The organism is Amycolatopsis thailandensis, from assembly GCF_002234405.1.
Lineage (GTDB): Bacteria > Actinomycetota > Actinomycetes > Mycobacteriales > Pseudonocardiaceae > Amycolatopsis > Amycolatopsis thailandensis.
The window spans coordinates 1-25,830 of sequence record NZ_NMQT01000020.1; the positions used below are offsets into that span (position 1 = coordinate 1).

At 69.9% G+C, this 25,830-nt stretch carries 29 protein-coding genes; 16 read left to right on the forward strand and 13 right to left on the reverse strand.

The window, feature by feature from the left end; translation table 11 throughout:
- Positions 1-151: 151 nt before the first annotated feature.
- The 5 genes from CFP71_RS06105 to CFP71_RS06125 all read right to left on the reverse strand — a co-directional run bounded on the left by CFP71_RS06105 (position 152) and on the right by CFP71_RS06125 (position 4,014).
- Positions 152-976: a class I SAM-dependent methyltransferase gene (locus tag CFP71_RS06105; RefSeq protein ID WP_093932855.1), complete on the reverse strand. Its 825-nt coding sequence runs from the start codon at positions 974-976 to the stop codon at positions 152-154.
- Positions 973-1,353, reverse strand: coding sequence for a VOC family protein (locus CFP71_RS06110; RefSeq protein ID WP_093932856.1), 381 nt, complete (start codon positions 1,351-1,353; stop codon positions 973-975). The genes CFP71_RS06105 and CFP71_RS06110 overlap by 4 nt, the downstream gene beginning before the upstream one ends.
- Before the next feature lie 137 nt (positions 1,354-1,490).
- Entirely contained in the window at positions 1,491-2,228 is a 738-nt protein-coding gene (locus CFP71_RS06115; protein ID WP_093932857.1) for an FAD:protein FMN transferase, read from the reverse strand.
- A complete protein-coding gene (locus CFP71_RS06120; protein WP_093932858.1) occupies positions 2,225-2,641 on the reverse strand; it encodes an FMN-binding protein in 417 nt (138 codons plus the stop codon). The genes CFP71_RS06115 and CFP71_RS06120 overlap by 4 nt, the downstream gene beginning before the upstream one ends.
- 17 nt (positions 2,642-2,658) lie before the next feature.
- Positions 2,659-4,014 (reverse strand): ferredoxin reductase family protein, encoded by a 1,356-nt coding sequence (locus tag CFP71_RS06125; RefSeq protein ID WP_208635889.1) that lies wholly within the window; start codon positions 4,012-4,014, stop codon positions 2,659-2,661.
- Between the two features lie 137 nt (positions 4,015-4,151).
- On the opposite strand from CFP71_RS06125, the gene CFP71_RS06130 reads away from it, so the two are divergent.
- The gene (locus CFP71_RS06130) at positions 4,152-4,853 is read left to right on the forward strand and encodes a response regulator transcription factor (protein WP_093932859.1); all 702 of its coding nucleotides are present in this window, start codon (positions 4,152-4,154) and stop codon (positions 4,851-4,853) included.
- Positions 4,850-6,283 carry a sensor histidine kinase gene (locus CFP71_RS06135; protein ID WP_093932860.1) on the forward strand — a complete coding sequence of 478 codons (1,434 nt, stop codon included), beginning with the start codon at positions 4,850-4,852 and terminating at the stop codon, positions 6,281-6,283. Before CFP71_RS06130 ends, CFP71_RS06135 begins: the two co-directional genes overlap by 4 nt.
- Positions 6,284-6,572: 289 nt before the next feature.
- On the opposite strand, the gene CFP71_RS06140 is transcribed toward CFP71_RS06135, so the two are convergent.
- A complete protein-coding gene (locus CFP71_RS06140) occupies positions 6,573-7,226 on the reverse strand; it encodes a pyridoxamine 5'-phosphate oxidase family protein (RefSeq protein WP_093932861.1) in 654 nt (217 codons plus the stop codon).
- A gap of 90 nt (positions 7,227-7,316) precedes the next feature.
- Between CFP71_RS06140 and pdxR the strand changes: the two genes are divergently transcribed.
- Together pdxR and CFP71_RS06150 are read left to right on the forward strand one after the other, a co-directional pair.
- Complete coding sequence (pdxR, locus tag CFP71_RS06145; protein WP_093932862.1) at positions 7,317-8,675, forward strand: MocR-like pyridoxine biosynthesis transcription factor PdxR; 1,359 nt, start codon at positions 7,317-7,319, stop codon at positions 8,673-8,675.
- Between the two features lie 33 nt (positions 8,676-8,708).
- A complete protein-coding gene (locus tag CFP71_RS06150; RefSeq protein ID WP_093932863.1) occupies positions 8,709-9,680 on the forward strand; it encodes a zinc-binding dehydrogenase in 972 nt (323 codons plus the stop codon).
- A 17-nt stretch (positions 9,681-9,697) separates the two neighbouring features.
- On the opposite strand, the gene CFP71_RS06155 is transcribed toward CFP71_RS06150, so the two are convergent.
- Positions 9,698-10,240, reverse strand: a complete 543-nt coding sequence (locus CFP71_RS06155) for a DUF3515 domain-containing protein (RefSeq protein ID WP_093932864.1) — start codon at positions 10,238-10,240, stop codon at positions 9,698-9,700.
- A 19-nt stretch (positions 10,241-10,259) separates the two neighbouring features.
- Positions 10,260-10,493 carry an Lrp/AsnC ligand binding domain-containing protein gene (locus CFP71_RS06160; protein WP_005160289.1) on the reverse strand — a complete coding sequence of 78 codons (234 nt, stop codon included), beginning with the start codon at positions 10,491-10,493 and terminating at the stop codon, positions 10,260-10,262.
- Between the two features lie 133 nt (positions 10,494-10,626).
- On the opposite strand from CFP71_RS06160, the gene CFP71_RS06165 reads away from it, so the two are divergent.
- Complete coding sequence (locus tag CFP71_RS06165) at positions 10,627-11,583, forward strand: thiamine-phosphate kinase (protein WP_093932865.1); 957 nt, start codon at positions 10,627-10,629, stop codon at positions 11,581-11,583.
- A 3-nt stretch (positions 11,584-11,586) separates the two neighbouring features.
- On the opposite strand, the gene CFP71_RS06170 is transcribed toward CFP71_RS06165, so the two are convergent.
- Complete coding sequence (locus tag CFP71_RS06170; RefSeq protein ID WP_093932866.1) at positions 11,587-12,321, reverse strand: GNAT family N-acetyltransferase; 735 nt, start codon at positions 12,319-12,321, stop codon at positions 11,587-11,589.
- A gap of 111 nt (positions 12,322-12,432) precedes the next feature.
- Between CFP71_RS06170 and CFP71_RS06175 the strand changes: the two genes are divergently transcribed.
- Complete coding sequence (locus CFP71_RS06175; RefSeq protein WP_093932867.1) at positions 12,433-12,903, forward strand: GNAT family N-acetyltransferase; 471 nt, start codon at positions 12,433-12,435, stop codon at positions 12,901-12,903.
- A gap of 8 nt (positions 12,904-12,911) precedes the next feature.
- The gene (locus tag CFP71_RS06180; protein WP_093932868.1) at positions 12,912-13,433 is read left to right on the forward strand and encodes a gamma carbonic anhydrase family protein; all 522 of its coding nucleotides are present in this window, start codon (positions 12,912-12,914) and stop codon (positions 13,431-13,433) included.
- On the opposite strand, the gene CFP71_RS06185 is transcribed toward CFP71_RS06180, so the two are convergent.
- On the reverse strand, positions 13,430-13,654 hold the full coding sequence (locus CFP71_RS06185) for a hypothetical protein (protein ID WP_093932869.1): 225 nt from the start codon (positions 13,652-13,654) through the stop codon (positions 13,430-13,432). The two genes, CFP71_RS06180 and CFP71_RS06185, sit on opposite strands and share 4 nt — an antisense overlap.
- A 221-nt stretch (positions 13,655-13,875) precedes the next feature.
- On the opposite strand from CFP71_RS06185, the gene CFP71_RS06190 reads away from it, so the two are divergent.
- The gene (locus CFP71_RS06190) at positions 13,876-14,553 is read left to right on the forward strand and encodes a uracil-DNA glycosylase (protein WP_093932870.1); all 678 of its coding nucleotides are present in this window, start codon (positions 13,876-13,878) and stop codon (positions 14,551-14,553) included.
- Between the two features lie 518 nt (positions 14,554-15,071).
- Here the strand turns inward: CFP71_RS06190 and rpmB are convergent.
- Entirely contained in the window at positions 15,072-15,263 is a 192-nt protein-coding gene (rpmB, locus tag CFP71_RS06195; protein WP_007031450.1) for a 50S ribosomal protein L28, read from the reverse strand.
- A 133-nt stretch (positions 15,264-15,396) separates the two neighbouring features.
- Between rpmB and CFP71_RS06200 the strand changes: the two genes are divergently transcribed.
- The 6 genes from CFP71_RS06200 (at position 15,397) to CFP71_RS44825 (ending at position 22,225) form a co-directional block, all read left to right on the forward strand.
- Complete coding sequence (locus CFP71_RS06200) at positions 15,397-16,980, forward strand: DAK2 domain-containing protein (protein ID WP_093932871.1); 1,584 nt, start codon at positions 15,397-15,399, stop codon at positions 16,978-16,980.
- A gap of 4 nt (positions 16,981-16,984) precedes the next feature.
- Positions 16,985-19,138, forward strand: coding sequence for an ATP-dependent DNA helicase RecG (gene recG / locus CFP71_RS06205; RefSeq protein ID WP_093932872.1), 2,154 nt, complete (start codon positions 16,985-16,987; stop codon positions 19,136-19,138).
- A gap of 83 nt (positions 19,139-19,221) precedes the next feature.
- Positions 19,222-19,602 (forward strand): hypothetical protein, encoded by a 381-nt coding sequence (locus tag CFP71_RS06210; protein WP_093932873.1) that lies wholly within the window; start codon positions 19,222-19,224, stop codon positions 19,600-19,602.
- Positions 19,599-21,719, forward strand: a complete 2,121-nt coding sequence (locus tag CFP71_RS06215; RefSeq protein ID WP_093932874.1) for a caspase family protein — start codon at positions 19,599-19,601, stop codon at positions 21,717-21,719. The genes CFP71_RS06210 and CFP71_RS06215 overlap by 4 nt, the downstream gene beginning before the upstream one ends.
- Before the next feature lie 67 nt (positions 21,720-21,786).
- Positions 21,787-22,098: a GNAT family N-acetyltransferase gene (locus CFP71_RS44820; RefSeq protein WP_244199570.1), complete on the forward strand. Its 312-nt coding sequence runs from the start codon at positions 21,787-21,789 to the stop codon at positions 22,096-22,098.
- On the forward strand, positions 22,082-22,225 hold the full coding sequence (locus CFP71_RS44825) for a hypothetical protein (protein ID WP_244199571.1): 144 nt from the start codon (positions 22,082-22,084) through the stop codon (positions 22,223-22,225). The genes CFP71_RS44820 and CFP71_RS44825 overlap by 17 nt, the downstream gene beginning before the upstream one ends.
- Here CFP71_RS44825 and CFP71_RS06225 read toward each other — a convergent pair.
- Positions 22,215-22,622 (reverse strand): hypothetical protein, encoded by a 408-nt coding sequence (locus CFP71_RS06225; protein ID WP_093932875.1) that lies wholly within the window; start codon positions 22,620-22,622, stop codon positions 22,215-22,217. The genes CFP71_RS44825 and CFP71_RS06225 overlap by 11 nt on opposite strands.
- Before the next feature lie 365 nt (positions 22,623-22,987).
- Positions 22,988-23,611 carry a TetR/AcrR family transcriptional regulator gene (locus CFP71_RS06230; RefSeq protein WP_093932876.1) on the reverse strand — a complete coding sequence of 208 codons (624 nt, stop codon included), beginning with the start codon at positions 23,609-23,611 and terminating at the stop codon, positions 22,988-22,990.
- Between the two features lie 31 nt (positions 23,612-23,642).
- Here CFP71_RS06230 and CFP71_RS06235 point away from each other — a divergent pair, with 31 nt between their 5' ends.
- Positions 23,643-24,827, forward strand: a complete 1,185-nt coding sequence (locus CFP71_RS06235; RefSeq protein WP_093932877.1) for an erythromycin esterase family protein — start codon at positions 23,643-23,645, stop codon at positions 24,825-24,827.
- A gap of 42 nt (positions 24,828-24,869) precedes the next feature.
- The gene (locus CFP71_RS06240) at positions 24,870-25,769 is read left to right on the forward strand and encodes a S8 family peptidase (protein WP_093932927.1); all 900 of its coding nucleotides are present in this window, start codon (positions 24,870-24,872) and stop codon (positions 25,767-25,769) included.
- Positions 25,770-25,830: the final 61 nt, after the last annotated feature.

Genomic DNA, 25,830 nt, shown 5'->3' on the forward strand with positions numbered 1-25,830 from the left:
ATGAAGGGGGCTTTCAGGACGTCTTTCGTCCTGAAAGCCCCCTTCATGACATCCGCCGCCCCTCGCGTCCCCCGGGGGGTGTCATGAGGGGTCCCCATAGGACGAAAAGTGTCCTATGGGGACCCCTCATGACACCAAGGAGCGACGGGACTCAAGCGCGCTTCACGGCTTCGATGGTGAAACTCGCCGCCAGTCGCTGCGGATCCTTCGTCAGCCGCCATTCTTCGGTCGCGTCGTTCCGGGTCATGAACCCCGGCAGCGCGTTCCACGGCACACTGTCGTGCTCCACTAGCCGCGTCAGTGTCAGCCCGGCGTCGAGCAGCGAAGTGACGATCTGGCCCAGCCCGTGGTTCCACTCGTGTGTGCGGTTGTTCTCGAACGCGACGTCGGTGTCCACATAGGTCCCCGGCTCGTCGAACACCAGCGGCTCGGCCTGCTCGAAATACGGATACCGCGGCGTGATCTGCGGCTGGGTCTCGTCGAGCGTACCCAGCATCGGGTGCATGTCCCGGATGAACAGCCGCCCGCCCGGCCGCAGCAACGCGCCGACGACCTGTCCCCAGCGGGCGATGTCCGGCAGCCAGCAGATCGCGCCGATTCCCGTGTAGACGAGGTCGAAACGCCCGGCGCCCAGCACATCGACGGCACCGTACACATCGGACTCGTGATAGTCGATCTCCGCGCCCGTCTCGGCGGCCAGCCGTCGCGCGATCTCCAGCGCGGGCGCGGAAAAGTCGAGTCCGGTCATCCGCGCGCCCAGCCGGGACAGGGAAAGCGTGTCGGTGCCGATATGACACTGGAGGTGCACTCCGCGCGCACCGGAGACGTCGCCGAGCAGCGGCCGGTCGAAGGTGACCACACCGCTGAGATGCGCGGGATCCGCGACGAACTTCCGGTAGCCGTAATCCACCGAATCGGCGTGAGCCGGAGCGCGTTCGTCCCAGTTCGCGCGGTTGACGGTGACGTAATCCGTCACGAGGTCGCGGCCTTTTCGGCGGCGCTGCGCAGGACGCAGAATTCGTTGCCTTCGGGGTCGCCGAGGACGGCCCAGCCGGTGCCGTCCGGATTGCGCCGGTCGTGCAGGAGGGTCGCGCCGAGCTTCAGCAGGCGGTCCACTTCTTCGTCGCGCGGGATGTCGGGTTCGAGGCAGAGATGGATGCGGTTCTTGACCGTCTTCGGTTCCGGGACCTGCCCGAAGAACAGCGTGACACCGTTGTCCATCACGATGATCGCCTCGGGGTCGCCGGGCACGTCGTCGTCGGCCATCGGCTTGCCGACGACGCCGCTCCAGAACCGTCCCAGTTCGTAGGCGTCGGCGCAGTCGAAGAAGAAGTTTTGCACTACAGAGGCCATGAGACCGCAGTCTGCCTGAGCCCGCGAGCCCCTGCCAACGCTTTAAGCACAGCGAGCCCTCGGTACAGGTGGTCGTGAGTGGTAAGTGTCGTTCTAACCCCACTTACCACTCACGACCACCTGTACCGACACGCGACTCACGCCAGCCGCAGCCCCGGCGACCGGTGCACCTGCCGTTTCGCGTCCACGATCAGCACCTGGCAGCCCGGCTGCGCCGCGACCCAGGCGATCCCTTCGGTTCCCATCGCGAACGCGGCCGTGGCCAGGGAATCCGCCGTGACGAGGTCGTCGGCGGTGACGGTGACGCTCAGCAGCCCGACGGGCGGTCGCCCCGTCCGCCCGTCCAGGATGTGCGCGCCGCGTTCGTATTCCGCCGACGTCGCGACAGCGCCGCCGGACGACTCCACCACGGCGCAGACCGCGTCTCTCCGCTCGGGATGCCGGATGCCGACCCGCCACGCGCGGCCGGGTTCCGGTTCGCCGGAGGTGACCACGTCCCCGCCCGCGTTGACACAGAACACGTCCAGCCCTTCGGCCAGCAGCAGCGACGCCGCCCGCTGCACCGCCCAGCCCTTGACCATCGCGTTCGGGTCGAGCCGTCGTCCGGGGAGCCGGGCGCTGAACGCGCCGCCGGACAGCCGTTCGTAGTGATCGCACAGCGAAAGCACTTCCAGCAGGTCGTCGCTCAGTTCCGAAGGCGCGAGTTCGCCGCGGTCGTACCGGCAGACCTCGCTGCCGGCCTTGAACGGGCTGAACCGGGCGTCGACCTCCCGCAGCCAGCCGAAGACGCCGTCGATCGCATGGGCGACGAGTTCACCGTCCGCCCGGACGTCGACCGAGACCGGCAGCCCCATCACCTGCTCGACCCGGTTCATCTGGCGTCCAGCGCCGCCTGTAGCGAGTCGATGTACGACTCGCTCGTCGACGTCGCCCCGGAGACGGTGTCGATGTCGGCGCTCTGCGCGGTCAGCGTCTCCTCCTGGAGGATCGGGATCGCGTCGACGCCGCGCCCGCTGATCGGCCGTTGCAGGAGACGGACCTCGGAGATCTTGTCCTCGGCCGAGATCACCAGCCGTACCTGCACGGTGCCGTACCGGTTGCTCTCCACCGATCCGTCGATGGTGCGCTCGGCGCCTTCGGAGGCGCCACCGTCCGAAGAGGACACGGAAGGGGCGGGCGCGGCGACGGCCACGGTCTCCGAACCCAGCGGGGAAGGTTCGTACAGCCAGACACCGAGGAATCCGGCGGCCGAAAGGGCGACCGTGGCGGCGACGATGGTCTTCTTCATGATCGGGACTCCCTGGCTCAGGCGGCGAGGCTGAAGCGTTCGGCGTGGACCTGCTGGTTCGGCACCCGCAGTTCGCGCAGGCTGCGCAACGTCGCCGAGGTCATCCCCGGCGGACCGCAGACGAAGACGTCCCGATTCTCGATGTCCGGCACCATCCGCCCCAGGCTGGGCGCGCCGAGCACCGGCCCGTACGGACCGGCCAGATCGGACGGTCCACTCAGGACGTGGACGACGGCGCCGCGCGCCTGCGCCAGCCCGCGAAGCTCCGGCAGCAGGACCGCGTCGAGCTGGGTGCGGACGCGGTAGAGCACCACGACGTGGCCGGAGATCTCCTCCAGCAGCGCGCGGATCGGCGTGATCCCGACGCCGCCCGCGATCAGCAGCGCGTCCGGTTTCCGTTGGTGCATCGTGGTGAACGCGCCGTACGGGCCTTCGGCGAACACCCGCGTCCCGGTCTTCAGCGACCGCAACGACGCGCTGCCCTCACCGGCGGCTTTCGCGGTCAGCCGCAGGGTACGGCCGTCCGGCGCGGCCGACAGCGAGAATGGATTGGCCTGCCACCAGCGATCCCGGGTCATGAAGCGCCACAGGAAGAATTGACCGGCCTTCGCGGGCATCTTGTCCAGGTGCTTTCCGGTCATGTACACCGAGACGACGTCGTCGGATTCGGGCACCACGGCGACGACTTTCAGCCGGTGCCGCAGATTCCGGGCCAGCGGCAGCGCCACGCGGCCGGCGAAGACCGAGCCGAGCGCGACCCCCCACACCGCCCACCAGTAGGCCCGCGCTCCGGGCGACGACGCGAACGATCCGCCCAGCGCGATCTGGTGACTGAACGCCAGCACGACCGCGGCGTAGGTGTAGAGATGCAGGAAATGCCAGGTCTCGTACGCCAGACGGCGCCGGGCGAAGCGCGCGGAAACGGCGCCGACGAGCAGGATCAGCGCGAGCGCGACGACCGCGCGCAGGATCCCCTCGAGTTTGGTCACCATCGTGACGAACTCGTCCGCCACGCCGTTGTCCTCGACCTGCGCGTAGCCGAAGACGATGAAGACGAAGTGGGTCAGCAGTGTCCACAGGAGGCTGAACCCGGTCCAGCGGTGCCAGACGGTGAGCCGGTCCATGCCGAGACGGCGGTCGAGCCACGGCAGCCGGGCGACCAGCAGCAGCTGGAACGCCATCGCCAGCGCCCCGTACAGCCCGGCGAGCCTGCCGACGCTGATGAGCACGTTGTCCGACGGTCCCGCGGTGAAGAAGAGCGCGGTCACGGCGGCCACGTTGGCCCCGATGAAGGTCAAGAGCCCGGCGCGTGCGGCGATCCTGGGACGGATCGCCGGGCGCGGCTTCACGGCGGTCTGCGTCATGGTGGTCACACGTGGTTCCTTCCGGTCCGGTTCAAGCACCGAGCCTGCTGGGCCAACCTGTGACCTTTCTTGGCGGAACCTGTCGGCTTCCTGTCGTCTGCGCTCCCGCCTCGCTCTCGCGCGCGCGTTAACGGAGGATGGGCCTTGTGAACACCGAGACCCCCGTTCGACTACTGGTGGTGGACGACGAGCCGCATATCGCCGATCTGGTGGCCACCGTCGCCCGCTACGAGGGCTGGCAGGCCGTCACCGCCGGGTCGGGCGAGGCCGCGCTCGTCAGGGCGGCCGAGTTCGTGCCCGACATCGTCGTGCTCGACCTGATGCTGCCCGGGATCGACGGGTTCACCGTGCTGGACAGGCTCCGCGAGTCCGGGACGGCGGTGCCCGTCGTCTTCCTCACCGCGAAGGACGCGACGGCGGACCGTGTCGCCGGGCTCACCCGGGGCGGCGACGACTACCTCGTCAAGCCGTTCTCCGTCGAGGAACTGATGGCGCGGCTGCGCGCGGTCCTGCGGCGAAGCCACAGCAGCCAGGCCAGGGCCGCCGCGCTGCTGCGCGTCGGCGATCTGACCATGAACGAGGACACCCGCGAGGTCGCCCGCGACGGCAAACCCGCCGAGCTGACGCCGACCGAATACGAACTGCTGCGCTATCTCATGCGGCGTTCGCCGTCGGTGATGACCAAGGCGCAGATCCTCGACCACGTCTGGGAATACGATTTCGGCGGCCGGTCCAATGTGGTCGAACTCGTCATCTCCCACCTGCGGCGCAAACTCGACGCGGGCAACGAGCCGCTGATCCACACCGTGCGCGGGGTGGGCTACGTCGTGCGGCAGGCCGCCAGATGAAAGCACTGCGCCGGTGGTACGACGCCTGGCGCCGGTCAAGGCTCGGGACCCGGCTCGCGCTCGGCCTCGGCGCGCTGGCGCTGGTCGTGTTCGCCGTCGTCGGCACCGTGATGGTCGGCATCATGAAGGGCTATCTGAACGACCGGCTCGACGAACAGCTCGCCAAGACCCAGATCAGCCAGGTGCCGTCACTGCGCACCACGCACGGCGGGAAACCGCAGCAGTCCTACGGCTGGTTCTCCGCCGTTTTCTCGGTACAGAACGGTGACGCGCTCCCGCAGGACGGCGGTTCCCTGCCACCGGACTCGAAAGCGCTCGAAAAGGTCGCCGAGGACGCGACGCGGACCGAGGTGCTGCGGACCGTCTACATCGAGGACAAGGGCACCTACCGCGTCCGGGCCTGCCCGATCGAGCCGAGCCGGAACATCGTGCTGGTCAGCGCCGCGCCGCAGGCGGATCTGGACCGGACGGTCAGCCAGCTGATCATGGTCGAGGTCGTCGCGTTCCTGCTGGCGCTGGCGGTGCTGGTGATCGCGGGACGGCTGGTGCTGCGGCGCGGGTTACGGCCGCTGAGCGACATGGCCGGGACGGCGCACGACATCGCGTCGCACGATCTGACCACGAACGCCGATCTCCCGGTGCGCGCGCCGGCGAACGGTGGCGGCGCCGAGGTCGAGGAACTGCGGACGGCGTTCAACCTGATGCTGGCGCACCTCGATTCCTCGCTGGTCGCGCGCCGGGAGGCGAACGAACGGCTGCGGCGGTTCATCGCCGACGCATCGCACGAACTGCGCACGCCGCTGACGTCGATCCGGGGCTACGCCGAGCTTTTCCGCTACGCCGCGGCGAACGAGCCCGCGGAACGCGAGGCGCACCTGTCGAAAATCCGCGAAGAGACCCAGCGGATGAGCGTGCTCGTCGACGACCTCCTGCTCCTCGCGCGCCTCGACGCGCCCGAGACCGAGGCGCCGCTGCGGCTGGTCGACGTCGACCTCGCCGAACTGATGACCGACGCGGGCGAGGCCTTCGCCGCCGGCCGCCCGGAGCATCCGCTGACCGTCGGGCCGCTCCCGGAAGACGTCGTCCTGCAAGCGGATCCGGTGCGCCTGCGGCAGGTGCTGGACAATCTGCTCGCCAACGCCGCGGTGCACACGCCGCCCGGAACCCCGGTCACGTTGTCGGGCGCGGCTTCGGATTCGGAGGTCGTCCTGCGGGTGAGCGACGCCGGGCCGGGGATCCCGCCGGAAGCGCGGGAACGGATCTTCGACCGGTTTTTCCGCGTCGACACCGCCCGCACCCGCGGCAACGGCGGGACCGGACTCGGGCTTTCGGTGGTGCTGTCACTGGTCTCCGCGCACGGCGGGACCATCGAGGTCGCGAGCGTTCCGGGGGCGACGACTTTCACCGTGCGGCTGCCGCGGACGCGCTGAAGGCTTTCGAGGTGGTCGTGAGTGGTGGTTCCGCGGCTGTCAGGGCGCGACGATGGAGGAATTGGGACGTTGAACGCCCCGATTCCTCCCCCGTCGACCGCCAATGACACCGGTGTTGCGAAAGCCACTTTCGCAACCTTCAACGTTGCGAAAGTGGCTTTCGCAACACCTTCGGGACTCCGCCCTCCGCGAGGATCACGCCCCGAGGCGAAGGGGCCTTCCCCACGTGTCATGAAAGGGTCTTTCAGGACGAAAAACGTCCTGAAAGACCCTTTCATGACATCCGCGACTACCCGACCCGCCCCTTCACGTGGTCCGGCACCACCCAGTCCGAAGCCAGGTCCGCCGACGGCTCCGGCTCCCCGAACACCGTCCGCACCGGCAGCACCCCCGCCCACGAGAGATCGGCCGCGACCTCGTCCTCGGGGTCGTCAGGACCCTCGCCGCGCATCTTCACCGACGCCTCGGTGAGGTCCAGTTCCAGCACCGAAACCGACGCGAACTCCTTCGCGTTGACGTCCCGCGCGTGCTCCCAGGAGCCGGGCGCGAGGTGATCGGTCAGCACCCGCAGGCCGTGCATCTTCCGTTCGCCGTCGGTGACCGCGGCCGCCTTGCCCAGGATCACCGCGCTGCGGTAGTTCATCGAGTGGTTGTTGACCGAACGCGCGTAGACGATGCCGTCGAGCAGGGTCACCGTGACGCAGACCTCGACGCCGTCCGAGTCGCGCATGCTCCTCGCCCCGGTGGAGCCGTGCAGGTACAGCGTGTCCCCGTCGCGGCCGTAGCCGGTCGGGATGACCAGCGGGACGCCGTCGCGCACGATGCCGAGATGGCAGATCAGGCCTTCGTCGAGCACCGCGTACAGCGCCGAGCGATCGGTGAGCGCGCGGTTCTTCTTGCGGTTGAGAGTGGTGCGGTCGGTGGGAGACAGCGGTGTGGGCATGCGAGCAGTCTCACCCACGCGAGTGGCCTGTAATAACGGCCAATTCTCCTATACTTGAGAAGGCCACTTCACGGAGAAGCGGAGTACAGCATGTCCGACACCGCTCTGCCGGTCAGCCTCGACCGCGATTCGCTCGTCCCGCTCGCGGTCCAGCTGGCCGACGCGTTGCGCGTGGCCGCCGGCGACGGGCATCTGCGCGGTGGCGACAGGCTGCCTTCGACCAGGGCGCTCGCGAACCGGCTCGGCGTCAGCCGCACGGTGACGTCGGCGGCGTACGAGCAGCTTCACGCGGAGGGGTGGATCGCGGGCCGCCACGGCTCCGGCACCTATGTGACCACGACACCGCCCGCGGACAGGCCGTCGAAAGGCCCGGCGCCCGGTAGACCGGCCGCGCCGCCCACGCTGATCGACCTCACACCGGGCGTCCCGTGGGCCGACGGCGTCGAAAGGGCCGCGTGGCGCCGCGCGTGGCGGGCCGCCGCCGATCCGCGCCCGACCTACCGCGAGGACAGGGCCGGTCTGCCCGCGTACCGGGACGCGGTGTCCGAACATCTGCTGCGCCACCGCGGGCTCGCCGCCGGAACGGTGCTCGCCACCGGCGGGACGACGGCGGCGGTGATCGAACTCGCCGGCGCCGTGCTCTCGCGCGGCGACCGGGTCGCCATCGAGGAGCCGGGCTACCAGCGCGCGGTGCAGGCGTTCCGGCGGGCGGGGATGGAGGTCGTGCCCGTCCCGGTCGACGAAGAGGGCCTGCGCCCGGACGCCGTCCCCGCCGACGTCCGCGCGGTGTACTGCTCTCCCGCGCATCAATACCCGCTCGGCAGCCGGATGAGCGCGTCCCGCCGGGTCGAGCTCGTCGAACTCGCCCGCGCCGAGGGCATGCTGGTGATCGAGGACGACTACGACGGCGAGCTGCGGTTCGACGTCGCGCCGCTCCCGCTGCTGGCCGCGCTCGCGCCCGACGTCGTCGCGCATCTCGGGACCACGAGCAAGATCCTCACCCCGGCGCTGGGCGCGGGCTGGATGGTCGCGCCGTCACCCGTCGCGGCCGCGGTGCTGGAGTATCGCGAAGGCACCGGGACGCGCCCGTCGCCCGCGGGGCAGCGGGTGCTCGCCGAACTGGCGCGGCACGGCGATCTGGGGCGGCATCTGCGGAAGCTCCGGCGGGAACTTTCGGAGCGCCGGTCCCTGGTTTCGGCCGCGCTGACGTCGGCGGGGATCCCGGTGCTCGGCGACGACGCGGGCGCGCACCTGGTCGTCCCTTGTGGAACGGCGGCCGAGGAAGCGGCGCGGCTGACGGCCGCGGAACGCGCGGGGATCCGGCTCGACGGGCTCGTCCGGCACTTCACCGGGACGCCGACGGTGTTCGGGAACCTCATCGGCTACGCGGGTTGCTCGCGGGAAGTGCTGCACTCCGCGCTGAAACCGCTGATCCCCGTGTTCGCTTGACCTCCAGCGAACTGGAGGTCCTACCTTGCGGACATGCGTGCGATCACAGTGTCCCGCTTCGGCGACCCCAGTGTTCTCGAACAGATCGAACTGCCCACTCCCGAACCCGGCGAGGGCGAGCTTCGCATCGCGGTGAAGGCGGCCGGAGTCGGCTGGCTCGACGCCCTCATCCGGCGGGGGGACGGGCCCGACGAGTTCGGGGTCGAGCTGCCGTACGTACCCGGCAGCGCGGTGGCGGGCATCGTCGAGGCCGTGGGGGCCGGAGTCGACCAGACCTGGCTGGGCAAGGAAGTCGTCTCCAGCGCGGTGGGCGACTACGGCGGGGGATACGCGGACACGGTCATCGCGCTGCCCGAGGACACCTTCCCGGTTCCGGCGGGCCTCGACCTCCAGCACGCTGTCGCCCTGCTCAACGACGGCAGTACCGCGTTGGCGCTGCTGGAGAAGACCCCGGTCCGGGCCGGGGAGCGGATTCTGGTGGCGCCGGGGGTCGGCGGTCTCGGCAGCCTGATGGTGCAGCTCGCCCGCGCGGCGGGCGCGACCGTCATCGCGGCGGTCCGCGGCGGCGAAAAGGCGGCGATCGCCAGGAAACTGGGCGCCGAGCCGGTCGACTACTCGGTGGCGGACTGGACGGGCGAGGCCCTGGCCCGCACCGGGGGCAAGCGGCTCGACGTCGTGTTCGACGGCGTCGGCGGTGAACTGGGCGCGGCCTCGCTGGCGCTGCTGAAGAACGGCGGCCGGTTCTCGGGCTACGGCATGTCCAGTGGGGCCGAAACGGTGATCGGCGACGCCGACCGCGCCCGGCTGTCCCTTGTGGACATGTCACAGCTGGTCGGCTTCTGGCCCGACAATCCGCGCCGGGTGCGGGAAGTGCTGCGGCAGGCGGCCGAAGGGAAACTGACGCCGATCATCGGCCGGACGTATCCCCTGTCCGAGGCGTCCGCCGCGCACTCGGACATCGAGGCGCGGCGGTACACCGGGAAGAGCCTGCTGGTCGTGCCCTGAATCAGAACCGCAGGCGGTCAGAAACGCAGTGGCACGGCGGGGAGGTTGGCGCCGACGACGTCCGAAATGGTCTGGAGCGGCCCCGTCCCCGCGGTGTCCGGCACGGTGAGTGCCGTGTAGACGGAGCGGTCCACCACGAACCACGTCGCGGTGCCCTCGCCCTCGACCTGTAGCCATTGGACGTTGTTGATCGTCCGCAGTTGCGAGGTCCGGGTGAGTTCCGGCGGCTTGCCGAGTCCGCAGCGCAGGACCACCGGGTCGCCGGTGCCCCAGCCGACCGTGGCCTCGGGAGCGGGATCGGCCAGCTTCCGCCGGACCAGCGTGTTCCCGGACGACGTGAGTTCGTGCGGGAGCGCGCCGATGAGCTTCGCACAATCGGGTGATCCCGATTGCGGCGCCGGGACCGGGACGAGCGGGAGCGGGCCATCGGCCGCGGGAGCCTCGGATTCCGCGCCGCGGGTCAGCCCGAAGACGGCGACGCCCGCGACGAGCAGCACCGCCAGGCAGACGGCCGCGATCAGCAGTGGTTTCGGGGGAGCGCCGGTGTCCGTGTCAGCCACCGGACCACTACACCACCTCTTACAGATGCACGACCGGGCAGGTCAGTGTACGAGTGATGCCCTCCACGTTCTGCACCTTCGCGACCACGAGCTGGCCGAGCTGATCGACGGTGTCGGCCGCGGCCTTGACGATGACGTCGTAGGGGCCGGTGACATCCTCCGAACTGGTGACACCGGAGATGGTGGAGATCTCCGCGGCGACCGCGGCGGCTTTGCCGACCTCGGTCTGGATGAGGATGTATGCGTGGACCACGGCGCGCCCCTTCGTAAAAGTCGGCTCAAGGTAGGAACGTTGTAGCAACGTATCGCCAGCCCCGGGAAAAACCTAGGGCTTCCGACTATCGGTGATCGACATTTGTCCGGACAAGGGAAAGTGGAGGTGACGGGTGTCACCGAACGACGGCACGGTCGCCGGGACCGGTGAATTCCGGTTGATCGAAGCGGTGACGGCCGGCCGGAAACAGCCGGAGACGACACTGCTCGGACCGGGGGACGACGCGGCCGTCGTGGCCACCCCGGACGGCCGGACGGTGGCCACCACCGACGTCCTCGTGCAGGGCGTCCATTTCCGGCTCGACTGGTCCAGCGCCGAACAGGTGGGGCGCAAGGCGGTCGCGGTGAACCTCACCGACATCGCCGCCATGGGCGCCCGCCCGACGTCCGTCCTGGTGGGATTCGCCTGCCCGCCGGACACCGAGACCTCGGTCGTCACCGAACTCACCCAGGGCATGTGGATCGAAGCCGAACGCGCGGGGATCGGGATCGTCGGCGGCGACATGGTGCGCGCCGACCAGATCGTGATCAGTGTCACCGCGCTCGGGGACCTCGGTGGCCGGGAACCGGTCAAGCGATCCGGCGCGCGTCCGGGCGACGTCGTCGCGGTCTGCGGACGGCTCGGCTGGGCGGCCGCCGGGCTCGCCGTGCTCGGCCGGGGTTTCCGCTCGCCGGTCAGCGTCGTCAACGCTCAGCGCTGCCCCGAACCGGACTACGAGGCGGGCCTCCGCGCGGCCGACGGCGGCGCGACGGCGATGATCGACGTGTCCGACGGGCTCCTGTCCGACCTCGGCCACATCGCCACGGCGTCCGACGTCGGAATCGACATCCGGACCGCGGATCTCGACGTGTCGAGCAGGCTGACCGAGGTCGGCACCGCACTCGGCGCCGACCCGCTGAAATGGGTCCTCACCGGCGGCGAGGACCACGCTTTCGCGGCCACCTTCCCCGCGTTCGCCGACCTGCCCGAGGGCTGGACCGAGATCGGCGTCGTCACGATGCCGGATTCCGGGGTGACGGTGGACGGGAAGAAGTACGGGCACCACGGCGGCTGGGAGCACTGGCGCTAGGGATCAGCGTGAGGCCCACCAGGTCGACTGGGCGGTGACGGTGAAACCGAGGGATTCGTACAGCGGCCTGCCCGCTTTGGAGGCGGTGAGGGTGACCGGCAGCCCGGCCAGCGGGGCGAGGGAGCCGAGCATCACGGCCCGGCCCACGCCGCGAGAGCGGAAGGCCGGCGGCGTGCCCACCCAGTAGTGACTGCCGAAGCCGTCCTCCACGGCCGTGACGCACGCCCCGGCGACCTCGCCGTCGAGCCGCGCGACGAACACGCCGACCCCCGGCTGTCCGAGCAGGGCCATGGGGAACATCTCGCCCGCGCGATAGGGCTCGAACCGGGTGAGTTCGAAGCCGGCGATCACCGCGAGTTCGGCCGCCCGCAGATCCGTTTCCGCGTCGACCCGGACCACCTCCATCGCGGGTTCGGCGACGGGGGAGGGCGGGCGGAGCATGACCGGCATCTGCCAGCTGCGCATGTCCCCGAGATGGTTCAGATCGGTGGCGCTGAAGGGATCCTCGGCGTCCACCGGGCCCTTCGACCGGGCGGCCAGCTCGGTGATCTCCGTGAGTTCGTCGTCGGTGAGATCGGGTTCCTGGAGCAGGACGCGCAGTCCCGCTCGTTCGTCACCGGCGACGGCGAGGAAACCGCGGCGGCGGATCACCTCGTGCCCGCGGGACCGGCCGGTCGCGGCCCAGAACGCGGCGGAGTTGCGGGCCTGGCGCAGGGGCGCCCCGGCTTCGATCGACATGATCGGAAACCTAAGGCGCACCGATGTCCCGGCGACAGTGCCGATCACGTCACATTTGCTTGGGCCAATTCTGCTTTCCCCGTGCCACGGCCGCTCGCTAATCTCGCGCTCATGGACCTTCGTGTGCTGCCCTACGACCACCCCGACGCGGTGAAGCTGCTGGCCGAAGCCCAGCTCGAGCTGGCCGCCCGGTACGGCAGTGAAGACGAGACGCCGATGGACGGGGCGCAGTTCGCCGCGCCGAGGGGACTGTTCCTGGCCGCCTATCTCGACGACGTCCCGGTCGCGTGCGGCGCCTGGCGGGCGCACGACGGGCCCGACCCGTTGCTGCCCGGCGACGCCGAGATCAAGCGCATGTTCGTGATGGCCTCGGCGCGCGGGCGAGGTGTCGCGCGGGCGATCCTCGCCGATCTGGAACGGACGGCCGCCGAGGCCGGACGGCTGCGTATGGTGCTGGAGACCGGTGACAAACAGCCCGAGGCCATCGCGCTGTACGAGTCGGCGGGCTACCGGGAGATGCCGGGCTTCGGGTACTACAAGGACGAACCGGAAAGCGTCTGCTACGGCAAGTCGCTGGTCTAGGAGAACGCATGCCGATCTACGCCCTGGGCGACCTCGAACCGTCGATCCACCCCGACGCCTACGTCCACCCTGACGCGACGGTGATCGGCGACGTCCGCATCGCGGCGTTCGCGTCGGTGTGGCCGCAGACGGTGCTGCGCGGCGACCACGGGTACATCGAGATCGGCGAGCGGTCCAACGTCCAGGACGGCTGCGTGCTGCACTGCACCCGCAAGGAACCGACGGTGATCGGGAACTCCTCCGCCGTCGGGCATTCCGTGCACATCGAGGGCGCGCGGATCGGCGAGGGCTGCCTGATCGCGTCGGGATCGGTGGTGCTGAACGGAACCGTCGTCGAGGACGGCGGGATGGTCGGCGCGGGCGCGGTTCTCTCCTATGGGTCCCATGTGGACAGTGGGCACATCGCGCTCGGCGTCCCGGCGAAGACGCGGCCCAATACCTCTTTCGGGCCCGACATGATCAAGCTCGTCGTCGATGGTTATGTCGAGCGGGCGGCCCGGTTCCGGGTCGAACTCCGGCGGCTGGACTAAGACTTTTTCGTGTCGTCGGGTGGTTCGGTTTCCTCCGGCTGCCCCGATTCGACGTGGTAGAAGGGCAGCCTGATCTTGAACGGCGCGCCTTTGCCGTTGTGCAACTGCTGGCGCTGGGTCAGCCAGCCCGCGAGGAAGATCAGCAGGAGGATGCCGGCCGTCACCAACAGCGCGGGAACGGACATCCCGAGCAGACGGACGAAAAAGCTCTCGATAGGCACAGCCCAGCCCTCACCTGCCGACGAGTCCCAGGGCGTCCCCACCAGCCGGTCAGGGTTGGTGTGCGGGTGGTGCGTGGTCGTGCTCGGGCGTCCCGGCCCCGGGTGACCCCACGGCAGTAGGTCAGGCGGAACACCGCTGGAGACCAGGATACGACCCTGTGACCGCCGTCTCAACCGGCCGGAAAAAGGGGCGCCGACCGGCCTGAGTAAGCTCGCACGCCGTGACCGCACGACCGCTGCAGGACATCGTCGAAGAAGGCTGGGCGCAAGCCCTCGAACCGGTGGCGCCGCAGGTCGCCGCGATGGGGGAATTCCTCCGCGCGGAGATCGCCGCGGGCCGGACCTATCTCCCGGCCGGGGAGCACGTGCTGCGGGCCTTCCAGCAACCGTTCCACGACGTGCGGGTGCTGATCGTCGGCCAGGACCCGTACCCGACGCCCGGGCACGCGGTCGGGCTGAGCTTCTCGGTGGCGCCTGACGTCCGGCCGATCCCTAAGAGCCTGATCAACATCTACAAGGAGTACTGCGAGGACCTCGGGCATCCGTTGCCGTCGAACGGCGACCTGACGCCGTGGGCCGACCAGGGTGTGCTGCTGCTCAACAGGGCACTGACGGTGCAGCCGGGCAAATCGAACTCGCACCAGGGCAAGGGCTGGGAAGACGTCACCGAGCAGGCCATCAAGGCCCTCGCCGCGCGGGACGAGCCGATGGTGGCGATCCTGTGGGGCCGCAACGCGCGGAACCTGAAGCCGATGCTGGGGAAGGTGCCGTGCATCGAGTCGGCGCACCCGAGCCCGCTTTCGGCGCACTCCGGCTTCTTCGGCTCGCGGCCGTTCAGCCGGGCGAACCAGCTGCTCGCCGACCAGGGGGCCGGCCCCGTGGACTGGAAGCTCCCCTGACCCTCGCTTGAGGTACATGATGGCCCCCTTCCTTGCGCCAGGCGCAAGGAAGGGGGCCATCATGTACTTCCGGAGAACGCGCGCGTGACAGCAGTGGCCGGTGTGACTCCTGGGGCGAGGCGAAAGTCCGTGAAGGCCTCCTTCCCTACCTTGAGAGTAGGGAAGGAGGCCTTCACGGACAGTGCAGTCGAGGCTTCGGTCCAGGTGGTCGTGAGTGGCGATTCGGGTCGGAGCCATGAGTGTCTCAGGTACCTACTGCCGGGCGGTTTCGTGTGACTGGAGGGACGACACGTGTGCTCCGACGGACGACACGTGTGTCCAGACGGACGACACGCGGCGAGGGCCTGCCCGCACGTGTGTCGTCCCGCCCATCACGCGTGTCGTCCATCGGAGCACGCGTGTCGTCCGTCTGATCACACGCGCCGTCCACCCAGGCACACGAAAGCCTCCACGCGAGACCCGCGCATAAAAAATGGCGGGTGCTCCGAAGAGCGCCCGCCATTCCCCAAAAACCCGGCTCAGCCGCGAACGACCTTGCCCGCCTTGATGCACGAGGTGCAGGCGTTCAGGCGCTTGCGCTGGGACAGACCGATCTTGGCGTGAACGGTCTGGATGTTCGGGTTCCACCGGCGGTTGGTACGCCGGTGGGAGTGCGAGACCGACTTGCCAAAGCCCGGTCCCTTGCCACAGACGTCGCACACGGCAGCCACGTCGAACTCCTCTGGATCTGGGACAAAGAATGATGCGCCCAGCATGCTGGGCAACTCGACCATAGTAACCAGTGGCTCAGAGCCCTCCGGCACCGGGTCGATACCCTCGCTGGAACAGCTAGGAGGTTACGGGGTGCGGGTGCTCGACGTGACGGCGGTGTCGGCTTGGTCGGCGGCCTGTGTGCACAGCCTGGCGGTGCTGCGGCCGGCGATCGACGGCATCAACGTCTACCCGGTCGCCGACTCCGACACCGGCTCCAACCTGCTGTTCACCATGACGGCGGCCCGCGACGCGCTGGCGGAGGCCGAGCCCGCGACGACCGCCGAGGCGCTGGCGGTGTTCGCCAAGGGCGCGGTCGCGGCGGCCAAGGGCAACTCCGGGGTGATCATGTCGCAGGTCGTGCGCGGGATCGCCGAGTCGGCGGCCGCCAGGGACCTCGACGGACCCGGTCTCGCGGAGGCGCTCGGCCGCGCGGACAGGGCGGCCACGGGCGCCGTGAGCCGCCCGGTCGCCGGGACCATCCTGACCGTGCTCCACACCGTCGCCGCGACAGTCCGCGACGCGACGGGATCGCTCGAAGAGGTGGCCGCGACGGCGGCGAGCGTCGCCGCCGAAGCGCTCGAAGAGACCCCTAAGCAGCTGCCGGTCCTGGCCGTGGCCGGGGTGGTCGACGCGGGCGCGCGCGGACTGGTCGCGGTCCTCGACGCCCTGTCCGGCGTGATCTCCGGCGGCGTCACCGAGCCGGAGCACCCGCTCGAAGCGCACCACCATCACACGATCGACGCGCCGACGGCCTGGGAGGTCATGTACCTGCTCGACGGCGTCGACGAAGCCAGCCTGCCCGCGTTGCGCAAGACCCTCAGTGGTCTCGGCGACAGCGTCACGGTCGCCGGTGACGGCGCCGGCGCGTACGCCGTCCACGTGCACTGCGCGGACATCGGCGCGGCGCTGGAGGCCGGGATCGAGCTCGGCCGCCCGCGCAAGGTCCGGGTCGAGCCGCTGATCACGCCCACGCCGGTCGAGGTCGGCGGCGGCCTCGACCGGTCGGTCGTCGCCGTGGTCCACGGCGGGCACCTGGCCGAACTCCTCCGCGCGGAAGGCGTCGCGGTGCTTTCGGTCCCGCAAGGGAGCGAACCGACGGTCGAGGAGATGCTCGGCCTGATCAACGAGGCCGCCGGGCACCACGTCACCGTCCTCCCCGGCGGCCATCAGCTGACCGCGGCGGCCGACGCGGCGGCCGGGCACGCGATGGCCGCGGACCGCGACGTCGTCGTCATCCCGTGCGTTTCACCCGTCCAGGTGCTCGCCGCGCTGGCCGTCCACGACAAGGACCGCCGCACCAACGACGACGTGGTCGCGATGGCCGAAGCGGCCGCCGCCACCAGGCGTGGCGAACTGCGGATCGCGCAGGAGGAGTCGCTAACCTGGGTGGGCCGGGCGCAGGCCGGTGACGTCGTCGGCCTGGTCGACGGCGAGGTCGTGCTGATCGAGCCCGCGCCCGCTTCGGAGACGAGCCTGGTCGCGGCGGCGGTCGGCGTGCTGAACCGGATGCTGGCCCTCGGCGGCGAACTGGTCACCGTGCTGACCGGCGTCGACGTCCCGGTCCGGCTGCCCGGCGAGCTGGCGGACCGGCTCCGCGTGGAACATCCTGAGGTCGAAGTGACGAGTTACGCCGGCGGCCAGTCCGACGCCGTGCTGCTGATGGGGGTGGAGTGACCGCATGACCAACCTGCGCGCGGACCTGAAACTGGTCGTGGGCGCGGCGACGGCGAAGGCACTCGCCAAGGGCCTCAAGATCGAGACGGTCAGCGACCTCCTGCGCCACTATCCCCGCCGCTACGCCGAACGCGGGCAGCTCACCGACATCGCCGGGCTCGAACTCGGCGAGCACGCGACCGTGATGGCGCGGATCGAGCGGGTCAACAAGCGCCGGATGAAGGCGCGCAGCGGCACCTTGCTCGAAATGGTGATCACCGACGGCAAACGCCGTCTGCAATGCACCTTCTTCAACCAGGCCTGGCGCGAAAAGGAACTCGTACCCGGCAAGAACGGGCTCTTCGCGGGCAAGGTCACCGCCTTCCGCGACGTCCTCCAGCTGGCGAATCCCGAGTACGAGCTGTTCGAAGCCGACAGGGAGGCCGAGGCGCTGGACGACTTCCTCGCCGAGATCATCCCGGTGTACCCGGCGGCGCAGGGCATCCCGACGTGGGTGATCGCCAAGAGCGTGCGGCAGGTGCTGGACGTGCTGGAGGTCGATGAGGACCCGATGCCGCTGGAGCTGCTCGCCCAGTACGGCTTGCCCAGCCTGGAAAGCGCGCTGCGCGGCATCCACCGGCCGTCGGGCTGGGACGCGCTGAACTCCGCGCGGCGGCGGCTCAAATGGGACGAAGCCATGGCGGTGCAGCTGATTTTCGCGCAGCGCAGGCATTCCCTCGTCTCCCGGCCCGCGAAGGCCTGTCCGCACACCGAAGGCGGCATACTCGACGCCTTCGACAAGCGGCTCCCGTTCGAGCTGACCTCGGGCCAGCAGGAGATCGGCGAGGAGATCGCCAGGGACCTCTCCACCGAGCACCCGATGAACCGGCTGCTTCAGGGCGAGGTCGGTTCCGGTAAGACGGTGGTCGCGCTGCGCGCCATGCTGCAGGTCGTCGATTCCGGGCGGCAGGCGGCGATGCTCGCGCCGACGGAGGTGCTCGCCGCGCAGCACGCGCGCTCGCTGAGCGAAATGCTCGGTGACCTCGGGCAGGCGGGGCAGCTCGGTGGCGCGGAGAAGGCCACGCGCGTGACACTGCTGACCGGTTCGATGGGCGCGAAGGAACGCAAGAAGGCGTTGCTGGAGACGGTCAGCGGCGAGGCCGGGATCGTCGTCGGCACGCACGCGCTCATCCAGGACACGGTGTCCTTCGCGGATCTCGGCCTGGTCGTGGTCGACGAGCAGCACCGCTTCGGTGTCGAACAGCGGGACGCGTTGCGCTCCCGCGGCTCCGACGACACCAGCCCGCACGTGCTCGTCATGACGGCGACACCCATCCCGCGCACGGTCGCGATGACCGTGTACGGCGATCTGGAGACCTCCGCGCTGCGCGTGATGCCGGCAGGCCGGTCGCCGATCAAGACGTCGGTGGTGCCGGTCGCGGAGCGGCCCGCGTGGCTGGACAGGGCGTGGCAGCGGGTCCGCGAGGAATGCGGCAAGGGCCACCAGGCGTACATCGTCTGCCCGCGCATCGGTGACGAACCGGCGTCGGACAAGGGCGACAAACGCCCGGCGCTCGCCGTCCTCGACGTGGCGCCCGAGCTGGCCGAAGGACCGTTGAAGGGGCTGAAGATCGGGGCCCTGCACGGCCGGATGCCCGCCGACGACAAGGACGCCGTGATGCAGGCGTTCGCCAAGGGCGAGCTGGACGTGCTCGTCGCGACCACCGTGATCGAGGTCGGCGTGAACGTGCCGAACGCGACGGCGATGGTGATCATGGACGCCGACCGGTTCGGCATCAGCCAGCTGCACCAGCTGCGCGGCAGGGTCGGCCGGGGCAGTGTGCCGGGGTTGTGCCTGCTGGTCACCGAAACCCTGGACGGGACGACCACCCGCGAGCGGCTCGCCGCCGTCGAGTCCACAACGGACGGTTTCGAACTGTCCAGAATGGACCTGGAACTGCGCCGCGAGGGCGACATCCTCGGTGCCGCTCAGTCGGGGAAGAAGTCGACCCTGAAACTGCTTTCGCTGCTGCAGGACGAGGAGGTCATCGCCGAGGCGAGGGCCCGCTCGTCGGAGATCGTCGAGAAGGACCCGGCCCTGGGGAACTATCTCGGGCTGGCGCACATGATCGCCGACGTCGTCGACGAAGATCGCGTGGAGTACCTGGAAAAAAGCTGACGTGAACATCTCTGCCCGATCGGACCTTGCCGCCGGGCGGGCGTAGGCGTTTCCTCGTTTTGTGCGGGCGAGGGAGGCCGGGGATGACGTCAGCGGTGCGGGTCCAGCTGGGTGAGGACGGGGCCGACGCCGAGCGCGCCGACCAGCTCGCCGGCTACCTGCGAAGGGAACTGATCGAACGCGGGCTCTCCGACGTCAAGGCGCTGCCCGCCGGCGAGGCGCCGCCCGGCTCGCGCGGATTCGACGCGGCGACGGCGGGCGGGCTGCTGGTCACGCTGGGAAAGTCCGCCGACGGCCTGCGCTCGGTGGTGGCGGCCGCGCGGGAGTGGCTTTCGCGCGGCGGCAGGGTGAAGCGGACGGTGCGGCTGGAGATCGACGGCGACGTGCTGGAGCTGTCCGAAGCGAGCCTCTCCGATCAGGACAAGCTCGTCGACCTCTTCGTGAGCAGGCATTCGGCGCCATGACCGGGCAGCGGCGGGCCTTGATCATCGCCAACGGGGAGTACGACAACCCCGGGCTGAGCGCGCTGCGGTCCCCGGCGGCCGACGCGGAGGCGCTCGCCTCGGTCCTCGCCGACCGCGACGTCAGCGATTTCGACGTCCAGGTGGTGCGCGACGAGACCGCCCACGTCATCGCGAGCCGCGTCGAGGACCTGTTCGCCGACAGCGCGCCGGACGACGTCGTCCTGGTGCATTTCTCCTGCCACGGCTTGAAAAGCGAGTCGGGCGAGCTGTTCTTCGCCGCCCGCAACACCCGGCCGGAGCGGCTCGCGTCGAGTGCCGTCCCCGCCGATTTCGTCCAGCGCTGCATGCGGATGAGCCGGTCGAGGAGCATCGTCCTGCTGCTGGATTGCTGCTACGGCGGCGCTTTCGGCCGAGGAGTCGCGGTGCGCGCCACCGGCGAGGCCAACGTGCTCGACGCTTTTCCGGGCGGTGGTCTCGGCGGCCGGGGCCGCGCGGTGATCACCGCGTCGAACTCCATCGAGTACGCCTTCGAGGGCGACCATCTCGCCGACGACCACGCGCGGCCGTCGGTGTTCACGTCGGCGCTGGTCGAGGGGCTCCGCACGGGGGACGCGGATCGCGACGAAGACGGCTGGATCGCGCTCAGCGAGCTTTACGACTACCTCTTCGACAGCGTCCGCGAGCGGAATCCGAACCAGACACCCAGCCGGGACATCGAGATGCAGGGCGAGCTGTACCTGGCCAGGAGCAGGCGGCGCCGGATCAAGCCGTCGCCGGTCCCGGCCGACCTGCGCGCGGCGAGCGAGGATCCGAACATGTTCACCCGCCTCGGCGCGGTGACGGAACTTCAGCGACGGCTGACGAGCGAGAACCTCTCCGTCGCCATCGGCGCCCACGAAGTCCTCACGGCGATGGCGCAGACCGATATCCAGCATGTCGCCGAGGCCGCGGACGTGGCGCGGCAGGAGGCGCTGGTGCGTGCCGAGCCCGAGGTGGTGGTGTTCGGCGAGGTCGTCCGGGGATCGCGGCCGGTGGCGCGGATCCGGCTGGAAGGGCCGCCGATCGCACAGGCCTGCCGTTTCACCGCGTCGCATTCCTGGCTGCGGGTGACCGAAGTCGACGGCGGGGCCGAAATCCGCCTGGACCAGGTGGAGATCGGAGCGTTCGACGGGCGGGTCACCGTGACCGGACCGACCGGCGAGGTGGCCGTCCGGGTCGAGGGCCAGGTCGTCCGGGAACCGGAACCGCCGCCCGCGCCGGAACCGCGAACCGCGCCGCAGCCTGTGCCGGAACCTCGAACAGAGCCGCGACCCGTGCCGAGTCCGCCGCCCGAGCCCGTGCTCGCCCCGGCCCCGGAGACACCCGAAGCACCGCGTCCGCCCGCCGAACTGCCCCCTCCGAGCCCGAAGCCCGACCCGTTCGCCGTCGCCGCCGGCCTGTTCGCGTTCGCGGCGGCGGTGTACCTGGTGGTGATCGCGTTCCAGGTCAACAGCAGCGTGGAGGACTTCTTCGAAGACGGCGGCTGGACCGTCTCGCCGCTCATCGCGTTCGCGATCGGGGCGGGAATCGCGATGTTCGCGCCTAGGACGCGGCGGACGGTCGGCCCGGGGCTGCTGTGCGGGCTGGCGATGCTCTCGGTGGTTCCGTACGGTCCGGTCGTGCTCGTGCTCGCCCGCGGTTGCCTGCTCGTCGCGGCCGCCTGGGCGCTGGTTTCGGTGCGACGCGACCGGAGCGTCCGGCTCGGGCTGAGGAAACCCCGGGGCGCACTGACTTTCGCGGCCCTCGTGGCCGGGATCGGTGGCGTGGCCGGTCTCGTGGTGGAGGCCGGCGAGCTCTTCGCCTACTCGTCGAGCCGGGCCGACGAGGGCGCGATCTACCTCGTCGTCGCGATGACGCTCCTGATCGGGACCGTCCTCGGCGCGTTCCTGCGGCCCGCCGCGTTCGGGGTCGCTTTCCACGGTGGTATGGCGGGCGGCGGAATCGTCATGGTGTGCATGCTGTTCTACGCGCTGCCGAGCAGTTCGCGGGTGACCGGCGCGGGCTGGGGGATCGCGCTGGGGATGGTGCTCTCGCTCGCCATCGTGACCGGTTTCGCGGCCAGTAAAGCGAAAGGCTGACGATGTCCGCGATCCGCCCCGCTGTCGTCGAGGACGCCTGGCCCATCGCCGAGGTGAACGTCCGGTCGTGGCAGTCGGCGTACCGGGGCCTGCTGCCCGAGTTGTACCTGCGCGATCTCTCGGTCGAGGCCGGGCCGCGCGCTGGCAGCGGATCCTCGCCGATCCCGTCAACCGGCGCGACGTCCTGGTCCTCGTCGAGGACGGCTCGCTCCTCGGCTTCACCGCCGTCGACCGGGAACGCGGGGAACTGCGCGCGATCTACCTCGAACCGGCGCGCTGGGGTACGGGACTGGGCAGGCTGCTGCTCGACACCGCCGTCGCCGCGCTGCGGGATTCGGGACATCGCGAGGCGACGCTCTGGTGTGCTCGACTCGAATGAGCGCGCCCGTCGCTTCTACTCGGCGGCGGGATGGGCGCCGGACGGGGCGGAGAAGACCGACACCATGCCCGGCGAAGACGTCCCGCTGTGCGAAGTGCGCTACCGGATCGAGCTCGTCAGCGCGTGAACCAGGCGCGTTCCTCGGGTTTGTTGAGGACGACGATGATGCCGATGGCGATGCCGATCCCGATCAGCTGGGTGACCGCCCCGCCGCTGATCAGGCCGATCACCCCCAGGACGACGGACAGTCCTTCGACGCCGAGCACCGCGGGCCGCACCCAGGCCGAACCGCGGGAGATCCTGATCGCGCAGGCGATCAGCACGAGGGAGACCGCGAAGCCGAGGAGCGCCAACGCCAGAGCGAGCCCCGCTTCTTCGTTGCCGTGGTCGAGTTCGTTGATCGCGAGGGCGGTCACGAGCGCGCTGGCGAGGAGATTGAGGACCGCCTGTATCCACAGGAGGACGCGGACAGTCTTGAGCTGGCGCGGCATCTCGGGCGCCTCGTTCCGGACGTCCTCGGTCATGACGGGCTCCCTCTTTCGTTACGGAGAAGCCAGTGTGGACCCGGGACTCGTTGGCGCTGAGGGTAAAACTGTCCTCAGCGCGTGACCAAACGAGGTGCAGGCCTGAATCTTGCCGTGAAGGCCTCCTTCCCTACCTTGAAGGTAGGGAAGGAGGCCTTCACGGACCCGGCCGCAAGACTGGGCAACTCGTCTCCGGCGCAGTACTCGAAGGGGCGCGAAGGTGTGGAGCGTTGCGAAAGCCACTCTCGCAACCTTCATCGTTGCCAAAGTGGCTTTCGCAACGCCGAGGAAAGCAGGCGACTGGTCGCCCCGGCACCGGTACATGATGGCCCCCTTCCTTACGTCTAGCGCAAGGAAGGGGGCCATCATGTACCGGCAGGCTGATCGCGCGAGGTGACGAAGGCGCCCTCGCGCGCGGCGACGGCGACCGCCCGTGCCGTGACCCGCGCGTCCGTGACCGTGACCCTCTCCCGGGAGAGGAGCAGCCGGTAGAACATCGGCCCGCACACCGCCCGCACCAGCTCGTCGCCGTCCGTTCCGGAGGGAACCTCGCCGCGTGCGACGGCCCGTTCCGTGATCGGCGCCATGCGGACATGCCGGTCCGCGTAGAAGTCGTGCAGCGCCTCGGCCGCCTGCGTCGACTGGAAGGCCGCCGCGACCGACGCCATCGGAAGCTCCTTCAGCGCGGGCTCGGTGAAGTAGCGCACGACCTCGGCGGCCACTTCGTACAGATCGCCTTCAAGCGATCCGGTGTCAGGTGCCTTCCAGTCGTCCTCCGCGCCCATCTGCAACGCGGCGGCGACGAGACCGTCCGGTGAGGACCAGCGCCGGTACACCGTGGTCTTGTGCACTCCGGACCGTTCGGCGACCGCGTCCACGGTCAGCTCGCCGAACCCGCGTTCGGCCAGCAGGTCGAGGGTGGCGTGCAGGACGGCCTGACGGGTGCGTTCGGTCCGGCCGCCGGGCCGCTGCGTACCGGAGGTTGCCAATTGCTACTCCTGTTGCGTTAGTGTGGTCAGTATGTCAGACCCCGCCAAGATCGCCGAACTCATCGGGGACGCCAAGATCGTCGCCATCGGTGAGAACAACCACCACCTCCACGAGTTCGGGGACCTGCGCAATCGTTTGCTTCGCGAGCTCGTCGAGAACCACGGCTTCCGGGTGGTCGGTTTCGAATCCGGCTTCGCCGAGGGCGAGCTCGTCCAAAACTGGCTGAACGGCGCCCCCGGAGACGTCGCCGAAATCGGCCGCGACGGCTTCACCTTCTCCCTCGGAGAGTCACCCGAGGCCCACGAAATGCTGACGTGGCTCCGTGACCGGGGTGACGTCCGGTACTTCGGCCTCGACGTGCCGAGTTCCGCGGGCTCGCCCGTGCCCGCGCTGAGAGCGGTCCGCGACTACTTGTCCACTGTGGACGAAGTCGCCACAAGCCTCGTCGACGCCGCGATCGAGGCGACCGAGGGCTACGCGTCGGTCAGCAGCGCGGAAGCGCCCGCCAAGTACTCCGCCCTCGACGACGTCGCCCGGGACAAGGCGACAGCGGCGCTCACCCGCCTCAAGACGCACCTCACCTCGCTGCGTCCCGTCTACGGGGACACCGCCGTCGCCGAGCACCAGGTCGAAGGTGCGCTGCGGCTCGACGCCTACCTCGCCGAGGTGGCCGCGATGATGTCCGGCACCGCGCCCGCCTTGCAGAGCGGTTCGCGCGACGCGTACATGGCCGAGAGCGTCCGGCTGATCCGGCGGCTCCACGGCGACGACACGAAGATCGTCGTGATGCTCCACAACGGACACCTCCAGCGCGTGCCGTTCTCGCCGTTCCCCGGCCTCACCGCGCCTTCGGCCGGAACGCATCTGGCCGCCGAGTTCGGCGACGACTACTTCGCCCTGGCGCTCACCGCCGTCGAGGGGAAGACCACCGGCCTCAAACCGGATCCGTCCGCACGGCTCGGTTTCACCGTCTACGAACAGGATCTGGACGAACCGGCGGACGGCAGCGTCGAGGCGGAAGGGCCCGGCTTGGTCGATCTTCGCGCGCGGCGCGGAACCGAAGGACCCCAGAGCATCCGTCACGCGCATCTGTTCAATCCCGTCGACGTCGTCAACGCCTTCGACGCGCTGGTGTGTTTCCCGGAGTCGACGGTCAGCGGGCACCTCCGACCGGCCCCAGCCGATCGGGTGGTTGAAGTTGCCCCTCGCGGGTGACAGGCGTAGGCCCGAGGCATGATCATTCGACTGGTACGGGTCATGGCCGCGCTCGCCCTCCTGGTGTTCGTGGCGCAGCCCGCCTCCGCGACGGAAGTCCAGCAGAACCCGCCGAACTGGGGACTGGACCGGATCGACCAGCGAACAGGCCTCGACCAGCTCTATCACTACGACACCGACGCCAAGGACGTCACGGTCTACGTGATCGACAGCGGTGTCGACGCGGGCCATCCGGATTTCGGCGGCCGGGTGAAGCCCGGTAAGGACTTTCTCAACGGCGGCACGGACACTTCCGACACCAACGGTCACGGCACGTACCTGGCCGGTGTCGCCGCGTCGACGAGCTACGGCGTCGCGAAGGGCGCGCAGATCGTCCCCGTCCGGGTGATCGACGCGCAGGGTGGCGGCTCGACGGACAAGATCATCGCCGGTATCGACTGGGTGACGCAGAACGCACACCAGCCCGCCGTGGCCGTCCTCGGCATCGGCGGCACCGCCAACGACCGGCTCGACGCCGCCGTCCGCGCGCTCGCGGCGGTCGTCCCGGTCGCCCTCCCGGCCGGTGGCGAGGCCACCGACGCGGGCCAGTTCTCACCCGGCCGGGTCACCGAAGCGCTCACCGTCGGCTCGACCGACGCGAGCGACCAGGTCGGATCGACGTCCAACTACGGCGAGGTCGTCGACCTGTTCGCGCCCGGCGTGGACGTGCCGGGACCCAACGCCGGGGGCAGTGGCGGCCGGGTGCTGAGCGGGACCTCGTCGGCCGCCGCGCACGTCGCCGGGGTGGCCGCGCTGTACCGGGGCCTGCACCCCGACGTGTCGGCGCCGGACGTCACGAAGGCCGTCGTGGACCTCGCCGCCGTCGACGTGCTGACCGGCGTCCACGAGGGCACCGCGAACCGGTTGCTCCAGACCCCGGGTACGCAACTCGGGCGGGGATGACGTCCATCACCTGGGCAACAACTCCCGTCCTGCGGGAGCGAGCAGGTAACGTGCCTCACCT